The sequence below is a fragment of the Microlunatus phosphovorus NM-1 genome, assembly GCF_000270245.1.
In the GTDB taxonomy this organism is placed as follows: Bacteria; Actinomycetota; Actinomycetes; order Propionibacteriales; family Propionibacteriaceae; genus Microlunatus; species Microlunatus phosphovorus.
Map to the genome: position 1 here is coordinate 1,653,081 of NC_015635.1, position 12,454 is coordinate 1,665,534.

The following is a 12,454-nucleotide window of genomic DNA, read 5'->3' on the forward strand; positions in this document are numbered from 1 at the left end:
GGAGGTACGCGTGAACGACTCGAGTCCGAGCGACAGTGATGCCACGGATGGACACGGCGGCGAGAGCCTGCTCACGGTGATCATCGCGTTCGCCGCGAATCTGGTGATCGCCATCGCCAAGTCCGTCGCTGCGACGATCACCGGGTCGGCGTCGATGCTGGCCGAGGCAGCGCACTCCTGGGCCGACACCGGCAACGAGGTCTTCCTGCTGATCGCCGAGCGGCGTTCAGACCGCGCTCGGGACTCGCGTCACCCGATGGGATACGGCAAGGAGGCGTACGTCTGGTCGATGTTCGCCGCCTTCGGTCTGTTCACCGCCGGTGCGGTGGTCTCGATCAGCCACGGCATCAACGAACTCCGCAACCCCGAGCCGGCGACCGACTACGCGATCGCGTACATCGTATTGGCCATCTCGTTCGTCCTGGAGGGGATCTCGTTCAGCCAGGCGTTCCGGCAGACCCGCCGGAAGGCTGGCTGGCTGCGACGCGGTCACCTGTCCTACGTGCTGAACACCTCCAACCCGACGCTGCGGGCGGTGTTCTTCGAGGATGCCGCCGCGCTGGTCGGGTTGCTGATCGCGTTCGCCGGCATCGCCTTGCACCAGTACACGGGGTCACCGATCCCGGATGCGATCGGGTCGATCCTGGTCGGGCTGCTGCTGGGCGTGCTCGCCGTGGTGCTGATCAACCGCAACCGACGGTTTCTGGTCGGTCAGCAGGTGCAGCCCGACATCCGCAACACCGCGTTGGTGGCGCTGCTCGCCGTCCCCGACATCGAGCGGGTCACCTACCTGCACCTGGAGTTCGTCGGACCGGAGCGGCTCTATCTGGTCGCTGCGGTCGATTTGATCGGGGATCTGCGCGAGCACGACGTGGCGACCAGGCTGCGGCGGATCGAGCGCGAACTGGAGGCCCGGCCGTCGATCGTGGAGGCCGTGCTGACGCTGGCCACCCGCGACGAGCCGAGTCTGCAGCCCGATCCGGCCTCTCCACCGAGCCGGTTGCTCTGAGCCTTCGAGTTCGGCATGTGGCCCCGGGTATGCAGCACTCGAGGGTCGATGGCAGAATCCTTCGGCAAGAGAACTCTGCGTGCTCTGGGGTCGGTGCAATTCCGAACCGGCGGTGACAGTCCGCGACCCGATGGCAGCCAGCTATCGGTTGACCAGGTGAAACTCCTGGACCGACGGTGAAAGTCCGGATGGGAAGCGCACGCTGGCGGTTCGACCTGTCGCGGTCAGCAGACCCGTGCGGGTGCGGTCCTCGACCTGCCCGTCGTCTGAGCCGACGCAGTCGTTCACCAGCCCTTCCTATCGCCATCCTCCGGGCTCGCGGCCCGAGAGGAAGGGATGGATGGTGTCGGAAACCGCCGCCATGCGCCGTGCGCTACGGCTCGCCGCCAGCCCCGGCTTCGTCAAAGGACCCAACCCACGGGTCGGCTGCGTGCTCATCGACAACACTGGAGCCCCCGTCGGCGAAGGCTGGCACGCAGGCGCGGGCCATCCCCACGCCGAGGTCGCCGCGATCGCCGACGCCGGCGCGCGAGCCCGTGGCTCGACCGCGGTGGTCACCCTGGAGCCCTGCAGCCACACCGGTCGGACGGGCCCGTGCGTCGATGCCCTGATCGCTGCCGGGGTTCGGCGGGTCGTCTGGGCCTCAACCGACCCCAACCCGATCGCCGCAGGTGGCGGCGAGCGTCTGCGCCTGGCCGGTATCGACACGGCGGCCGGGCTGCTGGCCGCGGATGCCGATCAGCTCAACCGCAGCTGGATCTTCGCGCATCGATCTGGTCGGCCGTACGTCACCTGGAAGTTCGCCGGCAGTCTCGACGGTCGCAGTGCCGCCGCTGACGGCAGCAGCCGGTGGATCAGTTCGGCCGCCGCTCGGGCTGACGCACATCGGCTTCGTGCCCGTGCCGGCGCGGTGCTCGCCGGTATCGGCAGTGTGCTGGTCGACAACGCGCAGCTGGCCGCCCGCGGTGACGCGGGCGAGCCGATCAGATATGCCGACCAGCCTCTCCGCGTGGTGATCGGCCACCGCCAACCCCCGGTCGGGGCGCGGATCCGCGATGACGCCGCCCCGACGTTGCGGATCCCGACCCACGATCCCGCCGAAGTGCTGGCGGCCTTGTCCGCGCGTGGCGTCCACGACGTGCTGCTGGAGGGTGGCCCGACCGTCGCCGCCGCCTTCTGGCGGGCGGGTCTGGTCGATGAGGTGGTCGCCTATCTGGCACCCGTGCTGCTCGGCTCCGGACCGTCGTCCGTCGCTGATCTCGGCGTCGCGACGATGGCCGGCGCCCAGCGACTCGACGTCGTCGCCATCGACGTGATCGGCCAGGATGTCGACGCCAACGTACGGATCACCGCCCGCCCAGTCATCTCGCCCGTCCCCAGCAACAACTAGGAGTTTGATCATGTTCACCGGAATCGTGGAGGACCTCGGCACCGTGCTCGAGCTTGCCCCGAGCGACGATGCCGCCCGCCTGATCGTGCAGACGGGCATCGGGGTCGACGGCGTACCTATCGGCGGGTCGATCGCCGTGAACGGCTGCTGCCTCACCGTGGTCGAGCGGGGCACCGACTGGTTCGTCGCCGACGTGATGGCCGAGACCTTGGCAAAGACCTCCCTCGGTGACGCCGAGGCCGGCACCCGGGTCAATATCGAGCGTGCTGTCCGCGCCGGCGACCGACTTGACGGACACATCGTGCAGGGGCACGTCGACGGCACCGGACGACTGGTTGGCCGGCAGCCCTCGACCCATTGGGAGGTGATCACGATCGAGGTGCCCAGGCCGTTGTTGCGCTACCTGGCGCCCAAGGGCTCTGTGGCCGTCGACGGGGTGTCGCTGACCGTGGTCGAGGTCGATGATCAGGAGGCGACACTGACGATCTCGCTCATCCCGGAGACGCTGGGCCGGACCACGCTCGGGATCCGGGCGCCGGGGGAGCGAGTCAACCTCGAGGTCGACGTGATCGCCAAGTACGTCGAGCGGATGCTGGTGATCGATCGTGGCTGAGCACACGCCGGCCGACGGACCCGCCGTCCGACTGGACAGCATCGATGACGCTCTCACCGCGCTCAAAGCGGGCCAGGTCGTCATCGTGGTCGACGACGAGGATCGCGAGAACGAGGGCGATTTCATCCTGGCTGCCGAGCTCGCGACGCCGGACCTCCTCGGCTTTGTCATCCGGCACAGCTCGGGCATGGTCTGCGTGCCGATGGAAGCCGCTGACCTCGACCGGCTGAGGATCCCGATGATGACGACGCGGAACACCGATCCGCTGCGCACCGCCTACACGGTCACCGTCGATGCGGCGATCGGTGTCAGCACCGGGATCTCGGCGGCGGATCGGGCACGCACGGCTCGGGTGCTGGCCGATCCGGCAGCCGTTCCCGGTGACTTCACCCTGCCCGGGCACGTCTTTCCGCTGCGCGCCCGCAGGGGAGGGGTGCTGGCGAGGCCGGGCCACACCGAGGCAGCCGTGGACCTGGCTCGGGCCGCCGGGCTGCGACCGGTCGGGGTCATCGCCGAGGTGGTCAACGACGACGGGTCGATGATGCGGGCGCCTGGGCTGCGGCAGCTCGCCGACGATCACGATCTGCCGCTGATCTCGATCGGTCAGCTGGTGGAGCACCGGATCAAGACCGAGCTGGCCATGGGGCTGGTGGGCTGATGGCCGGTCATGGTGCGCCGACGCTCGAGCCAACGCCAGCGGGCGAGGTGCGGGTGGCGGTGATTGCTGCCAGCTGGCACCAGCAGGTGATGACCGGGCTGTTGGACGGAGCCGTACGCGGCTGTCAGTCCTTCGGTGTGGAGCCGGTCGTGGTGCGAGTGCCAGGCTCGTTCGAGCTGCCGGTGGCCGCTGCGCGGTTGGCCCGATCGGGCGGATTCGACGCGTTGGTCGCCCTCGGCGTGGTGATCCGGGGTGGGACACCGCACTTCGACTATGTCTGCCAGGCGGCCACCGAGGGCCTGACCCGGGTGAGCGTCGACCATGCGGTCCCGGTCGGGTTCGGTGTGCTGACCTGCGACACCGAGCAACAGGCACTCGACCGGGCCGGACTGCCCGACTCGACGGAGGACAAGGGCTACGAGGCCGCGACCGCGGCGATCGCCACCGCTGTCGAATTGGCCCGTGCCTTGGTCCGCGACTGAGGTCAGCCGGGCATCCGTAGGTCGTGCAACCTGCCTGTACGGAGCGGGACTGTGCCCCAGTTCGCCTCGAAAGCACCGTCGGCCAGTGAGCAGGTGACGGTCAGCCGGTGCGGGGTCTCCAAGAACACCACGTCGACCGCAAGCTGGTCGCCGTCCTGCCAGCCGCCGGAGAGAGCGATCGGCGCACTGTCACCCTCGTTGCCGGGTTCGTCGCCGACGCTCCAGCCGGCCTCGGACAGCGTCCCGGTCACCGGGCCGGCGTCCTCGACCAGCGTGATCCGCCACCCGCCATCCGTTCGGTCCAACTCGACTTCGACCAGGGTCGGCTGCTGCTCGCAGCGACCGTCCCGCGGGGTGAACCGGGCGCCGTCCCAACGATCTGCGTCCTGACCGGGATCTGGCTTACCGGTGGCAGGAGCCAGCGCGAGCTGGCGCATCCGACGGGCCAGGTGCAGGTCGGCGGCGGTCCGATCCGGGCTGGCGCGATGATCATCGCTGAGTGCCGGCAACAGATGGGTCCACAGGCCGTCCAGGACGACCTGCATGTCGAGCGTGGCGCTGGTGATCGCCACCACGACATGCTGCTCGGGCAATACGACGCAGTACTGGCCGTACGCGCCGTCGCCGCGATAGCCATGTCGAGCCAGCCAGAACTGGAAGCCGTATCCCTGTTGCCAGTCCGGGTTCTCCTTCAGCGGCGTGTCGATCTGGATGCTCGTGGCCTGCGCGACCCATTCGGCGGGCAGCAGTTGGCGGTCACCCCACCAGCCACGCTGCAAGTAGAGCTGGCCGAGCTTGGCGATCGCGTCGGTCGTGGCGTGCAGTCCGGTGAAGCCCAACGCCTGACCTGGTGGGTGCTGCTGCCAGCCCACCGGGCCGATGCCCAATGGATCGAAAAGCCGCGGCCGCAGGTAGTCGACCAGGCTCTGTCCGGACTCGCGTTGCACGATCGCGGCCAGTGTGTACGTGCACGGCTGGTTGTAGGCGAACCACGTACCGGGTTCCTCGTCAGGTGGGATGCGCAGGAAGCCGCGGATCAGATCGCCCGGATCGCTGTCCCAGACCCTTTCGATGCACTCGTCGTGGTGGCCGCTGGCCATCGCGGCGATATGCCGGACCAGCATCGAGCGGCTGCGCGGATCGGTGATGTCGGCGTCGAGTTCGGGGAAGTAGGACAGCACCGTACGGTCCAGATCGAGCAGTCCCTCCGCCACCGCGAAGCCGGCGGCCGTCGAGGTGTAGCTCTTGCTCAGCGAATAGAGCAGGTGCACCCGATCAGGCGCGTACGGCGCCCACCAGCCCTCGGTCACCACATGGCCGTTGCGCAGCAGCATCAGCGAGTGCAGTTCCACCTCGGGGTGGGTCTCCATGGCGTCGAGGAAGGACTCGACTCCGGCGGCGTCGACCCCTTGCGAGGACGGGGTGCTGCGCGGGAACACGGTGTAGGCCATGACGTCGAGCCTATGCAGACCGAAGTGGGTGCGACCATATTCGATGGCCTGCAAGACTGTCGCGGTGCGCGACGTGGTGATTCTGGGCAGCACCGGCTCCATCGGTACGCAGGCGCTGGAGGTGATTGCCGCCGCTCCGGACCGGTTCCAGGTGGTCGGCCTGGGCGCCGGCGGAGGACAGGTCGAACTGCTGGCGCGGCAGGCCCTCGACTTCGGCGTGGACACGGTCGCGGTCACCAGGGCCACCGTCGTCCAGGATCTCCAGCTGGCGTTCTATGCCGAGGCGTCGCGACGCGGCTGGTCCAGCGGCAAGGCGAAGCTGCCGCGGATCCTGGCCGGCCCGGATGCCGCCACCGAGCTCGCGGCGGCGCCCTGCGACGTGGTGCTGAACGGGATCACCGGCTCGGCCGGTCTGCGTCCGACCTTGGCCGCTCTGCAGACCGGACGCATCCTCGCCCTGGCCAACAAGGAGTCGTTGGTGGTCGGCGGGCGGCTGGTCACTTCCGCGGCGAGACCGGATCAGATCGTCGCCGTCGACTCCGAACACTCGGCCCTGGCGCAGGCGCTGTGCGGCGGCACCGCCGCCGAGGTCGACCGGCTGATCCTGACCGCCAGCGGTGGGCCGTTCCGCGGCCGGAGTCGCGAGCAGATGCGCGACGTGACCCCCGAGCAGGCACTTGCGCACCCCACCTGGGCGATGGGCCGGGTGATCACCACCAACAGCGCCACCCTGGTGAACAAGGGCCTGGAGCTGTTGGAGGCGCACCTGCTCTATGGCGTGGACCTTGACCGGATCGACGTCGTCGTCCATCCCCAGTCGGTGGTGCACTCGATGGTCCAGTTCGTCGACGGATCCACCTTGGCCCAGTGCTCGCCGCCGGACATGAAGCTGCCGATCGCGCTCGGTCTGGGCTGGCCGGAGCGGGTCCCCGGTGCCGCGCGGCCGTGCGACTGGTCGACCGCGACCGCCTGGACCTTCGAGCCGCTGGACGACGAGGCGTTCCCCGCGGTCGAGCTGGCCCGCCGAGCAGGACGCGTGGCGGGCACCGCCCCTGCCGTCTACAACGCTGCCAACGAGGAGGCGGTCGAGGCATTCCACGCCGGGACACTGCCCTTCCTCGGCATCGTCGACGTGGTGGCCGCGGTGCTCGCCGAGCATGTCGGCGAGTCGGTGGACGACGTACGCTCGAACTGGTCGTCCGATGACGAGCTCAGCCTCGAGCGCGTCCTGGCGGCCGATGCCTGGGCACGGCAGCGAGCCGTCCAGGTCGCGTCCGCGATGGCGGAGAGGGAGAGCGCACGCTAGTGGAGTACGTGATCTACGGCCTCGGCGCCGTGGTGTTCTTCGTGCTGGTGATGGCCTCCATCGCGCTGCACGAGGTCGGGCATCTGGTGCCGGGCAAGCTCTTCGGCGTCAAGACCACGCAGTATTTCGTCGGCTTCGGCAAGACCGTGTGGTCGAAGCGAGTGGGGGAGACCGAGTACGGCTTCAAGGCCATCCCGCTCGGCGGCTACGTACGGTTCGTCGGCATGTATCCGCCGGCCGAGGACCGGCCGGACCAGATCCGGGCCGCCCGGACCGGGATCTTCCAGTCACTGGCCGACTCGGCACGGGCCGCGGAGTGGGAGACCATCCAGCCGGCCGACAATGGCCGGCTCTTCTATCAGAAGAAGGTTTGGCAGAAGCTGATCATCATGGCCAGCGGGCCGACGATGAATCTGCTGCTCGCGTTCCTGATCCTGCTCGGGGTCACGGCCACGTACGGCACCTATCGCAGCCAGCTCACCGTCAATCGGGTGCAGGAGTGCATGGTCGCGGTTGGGGAGGCGACCAACGACTGCGTCGGCAAGCCGAAGACGCCGGCGTACGAGTCGGGGATCAAGGGCGGGGACACGATCGTCGCCTTCAACGGTCAGCCGGTGAGCGACTGGGACCAGATGTCGGAGCTGATCCGGGGCAATCTCGACCAGCCGGTGGTGGTCACCGTGCTGCGCGACGGGCAGACCGTGCAACTCAAGCAGGTCGACACTGTGATCACCGGGGTCGCGGACCGGTGGGACCCGGGCAAGCGGGTAGCCGCCGGGTTCTTCGGCATCGAGCCGGTGGTCGAACGGGAGCGCGGCGGGCCGCTGGTCGTGCTCGATGACATGTGGACGATGACCGAACAGACGGTGCATGCCCTGGCCGCATTCCCGGCGAAGGTCTACTACACGGCCGCAAACCTGATCACCGGCAAGCCGCGGGACATCTACGGGCCGATGAGCATCGTCGGCGCCAGCCGGGCGGCGGGGGAGGTGGCCTCGACGGACCGGATCGAGGCGGCCGACAAAGTCGCGACCATGTTCATGCTGCTCGGCTCGGTGAATCTGTTCGTGGCGCTGTTCAACTTCATTCCGCTGCTGCCCCTGGACGGCGGTCACATCGCAGGCGCGCTGTATGAAGGACTGAAGAAGGCCTGGGCACGGGTGCGTGGTCGCCCCGATCCCGGCTATGTCGACACGGCGAAGATGCTGCCGGTCGCGTACGCGGTCGGTGGACTGATCCTGATCTCCGGTGTCGTGCTGATCCTGGCCGACCTGATCGACCCGATCAAGCTGTTCTGATGGCAGCAGCGCAGGTGGCGCACGGCTCGATCTCGCGGTCGAGGTCGTGACACTGGGTGCTCGAAGCCTGGAATTTCGCTGATCTGCTGCTGCTCGGCAAAGGCGGCTGAGCTCGATGAGATCGAGACCTGCGGCTGATGCCCCGGGCCTTCGAGCTACGTAGCAACGTGACTCCATACGACGCGTGCTATGTGGCGCTGGCCGAGGCTCTGGAGAGTGAACTGGTGACCGCGGATCGACGCCTGGCGAACGCCTCCGGCCCGCGCTGCACCATCCGAGTGATCGGCTGAGCCGCGCTTCGAGGTCCCGGTGCTGAGCGGAGCGCCCGGTCAGTCTTTCACCCCGACGTGGGAGCGGGTCGGGTAGTGTCCATAGGCCTCAAGATGGCCCGCGCGGCCGCGACGAAGGAGTCAATCCATGCCACGATGGCTGCCGGCCGGCATCCTCGCACTCGCGCTGGCGCTCGGTCTGCTGGTCGCTCCGCCCGCGCATGCCGACGCCACGGGTCACATTGCTGGGCGAATCGTGGACGAAGACGGCAACGGCCTCCATCGAATCCGCGTCCGACTTAACAAGTTCACCGACGCCAACCTCGAGTTCTCGCCACACATGACGTCGACGGACGCCGACGGCTACTACTCCTTCGAGATCGTGCCCGGCTCGTACCTGCTGTGGACAGATGACCGCGCCTACTTCGGCGAGTTCCCGCCTCATTTCTATCCCGGCACGACCGATCGCTCGCAAGCGGAAGCGGTTGAGCTCCGAGCTGCCGAGACGCTCACTCGCGACGTGGAGTTGCGCTCAGCCTTCAGCAATGAACGAGCCTCGACTGCGCTCGACACCGGCGACCGGGACAGCGTCGCGCAGGCCTATCGGGACCGGTTTCAGCGTCACTTCGATCTGACGGCGCCGCTCCCGACCGCTCAGGAGATCCGCGATTGTCAGGCGGGCGTTGGTGACCAGGCAGAGGAGACGGCGACCCTGGAGGCGCTGAACTTCGTCCGTAGTCTCGCCGGTCTCCCACACGTGTCATGGGATCGCGAGATCTCGGCCAAGACGCGCGACGTGGCCCTCTTGATGCAGCTCAACGACCGTCTCAGTCCTTACCCATCCCCGCCCGAAGAGTGGCGGTGCTGGGACCTGGAGAAGTACGGCCAGGCCCATGCGGCAATCCAGTCTCGGCGTGTCGGTGCCCTCGCCGTCGTGGATGGCTTGGCGGCCCGCGACGACCCACACTTCAACGAGAGGCCCGACCTCGTCGTCAACCGCGATTACATCCTCGATCCTCAGCTCGAGACCTTCGGATATGGCTCCTACCGCAACGTGAGCGCCCTCTATCCCGGACCGCCGGTCTATGCGTACGAGTCGGGCAGGACCACGGTTACCCCCAGATTCGTCAACTGGCCGGCAGCCGGTTGGTTCCCGACTCAGTTGACTCCCTACGATCGGTGGTCCTTCGACGCCCCCCACATGTCCTACAACTTCGAACAGGCCAAGGTGACGGTCACCAGACTCGGTGCCAAGCCTCAGACCTTCACTCCGCAGACGCATGTCGCGAGCGCGTCCCACCCATTGGTCTGGGAGATGCCTTCGGTGCCCGGCGTCATCGGCAGCGAGACGGCGGAGTACCGCGTGACCATCAGCAACATGCGCTATCGAGGGCGATATCAGCCGGACCATACGTACACGGTGAAGATTTTCGACCCTCGTCTCTCGATCACCGCCACCAGCCGCGCTTCGCTCGACGGTTTCCCTCGCGTCGGCTCCGTCCTCACGGCCAAGCCACCGGCTTGGTCGGTCGAAGGCACGGCTTCGCACTATCAGTGGTATCGCGGTAGCGATCGGATCCATGGAGCGACCAAGCCCAGCTATCGGCTCACCGCAGGCGATGTCGGCCACCGGATGACCGTGGAAGTCACGGGCACGAAACTGTACTGCTTCAATGGCGAGAGCCTCTCACAGCCCAGCGCTCGGGTTGCCAAGAAGACTGCCACCAGCCGACTCTCCGGCAAGGTCAGCGGGCGTACGGTGAAACTCAGCTTCAGCGTCAGTTCTGATGGTGAACCGGCCATGACGGGCCGCGCCAGGCTCAAAGAAGGAAGGAAGACGGTGAAGAAGCTCACCGTCACCTCCGGCCGAGCCACTGCCAAGCTCACCAAGGTCAAACGTGGGAACCACACCTACACCGTCAGCTGGACCGGCAACGCTCGCGTCGCCGGCACGTCTGCTGCCGCGAAGGTCAAGGTGAAATAGTCGAACGCTTCCAGGTCGCGGATGGGTCGACCGATAGGTTGGTGCGAATGAACGGGCCAGTCGGGAATCTCGTTGCCAACGTCGAGGACGAGACCGCCGCGCGGATCGCTGCCGTCCAACAGGAGTTCAGCCCCGCCAACGTCTATCTCAACTCCGCCACCGTTGGCTTGCCGCCGCGACGGACGGTGGATGCGGTCCGGGCAGCACTCGACGACTGGCAACAGGGCCAGAGCATTCCATCGACCTTCGACGCCGACGTGGCACGCTCCCGGGAGCTCTATGCCCAGCTGGTCAACATCGCGCCTCGTCAGGTCAGCGTCGGCAGTCAGGCCAGTGTGTACGCGGGCCTGGTGGCGGCTTCGGTGCCGGATGGCGCCGAGATCCTGGTCGCCAGCGGTGACTTCACCAGCGTGCTGTTTCCGTTCCTCGCTCAGGCCGATCGTGGCGTACGAGTCAGAGAGGTCGAGCTCGGCGACCTCGTCGGCGCTATTCGGCCGGAGACCTACTTGGTTGCGGTGTCAGCCGTCCAATCCGGTAGCGGCGAGATCGCTGATCTTGACGGGCTGGCTAGGGCTGTTGCCAACGGGACCCGCGTCTACCTCGACACGACCCAAGCTGTCGGGTGGCTGCCAATCGACGCGGCATCCTTCACCTGGACGGTGTGCAGCGGCTACAAGTTCCTGCTGGCCCCGCGCGGCACCTGCTTCGCCACGACGACCGAGGTCGAGCACCCTGTCATTCCACACACTGCCGGTTGGTATGCCGGTGACGAGGTGTGGAACAGCATCTACGGGACTCCGCTTCGGCTCGCCGATGACGCCCGACGGTTCGACGTCTCACCGGCCTGGTTCTCCTGGGTCGGTCAGGCTCGGTCGCTCGAGCTTCTTGTCGGTATCGGCAGGTCCCACTTGCATCGGCATGCCACTCGACTCGCCGCCGAGTTCGAGACCCGGGCGGGTCTGCCCGTCTCCGGTTCGGCCATCGTGAGCCTGGAGACCACTGAGGATGCCGCCGAGCGACTACGTCAGGCGGGGATCGCCTGTGCCCAGCGAGCCGGGCGCACCCGGGTCTCGTTCCATCTGCACAACACCCTCGCCGATGCCGACGAGCTGGTTTCTGCCTGCGCACCGGCCGGAAGTGCGTGAAACTCGCCCCGACTGTCGCCACCCTCGGCGTGTCGTGCCCTTATTCGCCCGGTCAGGGCTGATTTCCTGCATCAGGGCCGTACAACCGGGCGATATCGGGTGAGTCCAGCCAGCCGTCATAGGTGTCGGTCTGCGGCCAGCCGTCCGGGGAGTCCTGCCAGGACTCGCGGCGGCCATACGGGAGCAGGTCGATCAGCGGGAAGGTGTGGCTCAGCTGCTCGGTCCCGCGTCCATTCGTGTGCCAGGTGCGAAAGACCTGGTCGCCGTGACGCAGGAACACGTTGACGCCAAATCCACCGCCAGGTGGAGCATCGACGTCGGCCCCAAACGGGCTGTGTGCCGTGGAGTACCACGCCATCTGGTTGCCGACCTTGTCTCGGTAGGCCAGTGCTTCGCCGATCTCTCCCTGAGTGACGATCACGAACCGCGCGTCGTAGGCGTCGAGGAAGTCCAGTCGGGTGAACTGGGAGGTGAATCCGGTGCAGCCGCCGCACTGCCATTCGGCCCCCGGCGACCACATGTGGTGGTAGGTGATCAGCTGGGTCCGGCCGTCGAAGACATCGACCAGTCGCACCGGACCTTCGGCGCTGTCCAGCGTGTAGTCCGGCAGCGCGACCATCGGCAGCCGTCGACGTTGCGCGGCGATGGCATCCAGCTCGCGGGTGGCCGCCTTCTCCCGCACACGTAGCTCGTCCAGTTCACGGCGCCAGGTGTCCGCGTCGACGATCGGAGGCCGCGCCGGGGCGTCAGGTGTAGTCGTCATGCTTGACAAGCTACGCCGCACCGGTAGCACCCGGGCGGTCGATGTCGCCTGCTGCTTGCTCCTCGCCGGTCAGATCCGGCGACGCC

12 protein-coding genes and 1 riboswitch are annotated in these 12,454 nt (G+C 67.5%); of the genes, 10 read left to right on the forward strand and 2 right to left on the reverse strand.

Translation table 11 applies throughout. From position 1 onward, the window contains the following. Positions 1-10: 10 nt before the first annotated feature. The 5 genes from MLP_RS07420 (at position 11) to ribH (ending at position 4,152) form a co-directional block, all read left to right on the forward strand. Positions 11-1,009, forward strand: coding sequence for a cation diffusion facilitator family transporter (locus MLP_RS07420; RefSeq protein WP_013862424.1), 999 nt, complete (start codon positions 11-13; stop codon positions 1,007-1,009). Between the two features lie 75 nt (positions 1,010-1,084). After that, a riboswitch (FMN riboswitch) is annotated at positions 1,085-1,214 on the forward strand. Positions 1,215-1,349: 135 nt separating this feature from the next. After that, positions 1,350-2,399, forward strand: a complete 1,050-nt coding sequence (gene ribD / locus MLP_RS07425) for a bifunctional diaminohydroxyphosphoribosylaminopyrimidine deaminase/5-amino-6-(5-phosphoribosylamino)uracil reductase RibD (RefSeq protein WP_013862425.1) — start codon at positions 1,350-1,352, stop codon at positions 2,397-2,399. A gap of 10 nt (positions 2,400-2,409) precedes the next feature. Then, positions 2,410-3,012 carry a riboflavin synthase gene (locus tag MLP_RS07430; RefSeq protein WP_013862426.1) on the forward strand — a complete coding sequence of 201 codons (603 nt, stop codon included), beginning with the start codon at positions 2,410-2,412 and terminating at the stop codon, positions 3,010-3,012. Continuing rightward, positions 3,005-3,670 (forward strand): 3,4-dihydroxy-2-butanone-4-phosphate synthase, encoded by a 666-nt coding sequence (gene ribB / locus MLP_RS07435; protein ID WP_013862427.1) that lies wholly within the window; start codon positions 3,005-3,007, stop codon positions 3,668-3,670. Before MLP_RS07430 ends, ribB begins: the two co-directional genes overlap by 8 nt. Further along, complete coding sequence (ribH, locus tag MLP_RS07440; protein ID WP_013862428.1) at positions 3,670-4,152, forward strand: 6,7-dimethyl-8-ribityllumazine synthase; 483 nt, start codon at positions 3,670-3,672, stop codon at positions 4,150-4,152. Before ribB ends, ribH begins: the two co-directional genes overlap by 1 nt. A 2-nt stretch (positions 4,153-4,154) precedes the next feature. On the opposite strand, the gene MLP_RS07445 is transcribed toward ribH, so the two are convergent. Continuing rightward, positions 4,155-5,603 (reverse strand): serine hydrolase domain-containing protein, encoded by a 1,449-nt coding sequence (locus tag MLP_RS07445; protein WP_013862429.1) that lies wholly within the window; start codon positions 5,601-5,603, stop codon positions 4,155-4,157. A gap of 64 nt (positions 5,604-5,667) precedes the next feature. Here MLP_RS07445 and dxr point away from each other — a divergent pair, with 64 nt between their 5' ends. The 5 genes from dxr (at position 5,668) to MLP_RS07465 (ending at position 11,605) form a co-directional block, all read left to right on the forward strand. Beyond that, positions 5,668-6,909, forward strand: coding sequence for a 1-deoxy-D-xylulose-5-phosphate reductoisomerase (gene dxr / locus MLP_RS07450; RefSeq protein WP_197536517.1), 1,242 nt, complete (start codon positions 5,668-5,670; stop codon positions 6,907-6,909). Beyond that, a complete protein-coding gene (locus MLP_RS07455; protein WP_013862431.1) occupies positions 6,909-8,207 on the forward strand; it encodes a M50 family metallopeptidase in 1,299 nt (432 codons plus the stop codon). Before dxr ends, MLP_RS07455 begins: the two co-directional genes overlap by 1 nt. 167 nt (positions 8,208-8,374) lie before the next feature. Then, positions 8,375-8,497, forward strand: coding sequence for a type II toxin-antitoxin system VapC family toxin (locus MLP_RS27910; RefSeq protein ID WP_156821078.1), 123 nt, complete (start codon positions 8,375-8,377; stop codon positions 8,495-8,497). A 127-nt stretch (positions 8,498-8,624) separates the two neighbouring features. Beyond that, a complete protein-coding gene (locus MLP_RS07460; RefSeq protein ID WP_013862433.1) occupies positions 8,625-10,460 on the forward strand; it encodes a CAP domain-containing protein in 1,836 nt (611 codons plus the stop codon). A gap of 47 nt (positions 10,461-10,507) precedes the next feature. Beyond that, positions 10,508-11,605: an aminotransferase class V-fold PLP-dependent enzyme gene (locus MLP_RS07465; RefSeq protein ID WP_013862434.1), complete on the forward strand. Its 1,098-nt coding sequence runs from the start codon at positions 10,508-10,510 to the stop codon at positions 11,603-11,605. 52 nt (positions 11,606-11,657) lie between these two features. Here the strand turns inward: MLP_RS07465 and MLP_RS07470 are convergent, their stop codons facing one another. Beyond that, positions 11,658-12,368 carry a DUF899 domain-containing protein gene (locus MLP_RS07470; RefSeq protein ID WP_013862435.1) on the reverse strand — a complete coding sequence of 237 codons (711 nt, stop codon included), beginning with the start codon at positions 12,366-12,368 and terminating at the stop codon, positions 11,658-11,660. Positions 12,369-12,454: the final 86 nt, after the last annotated feature.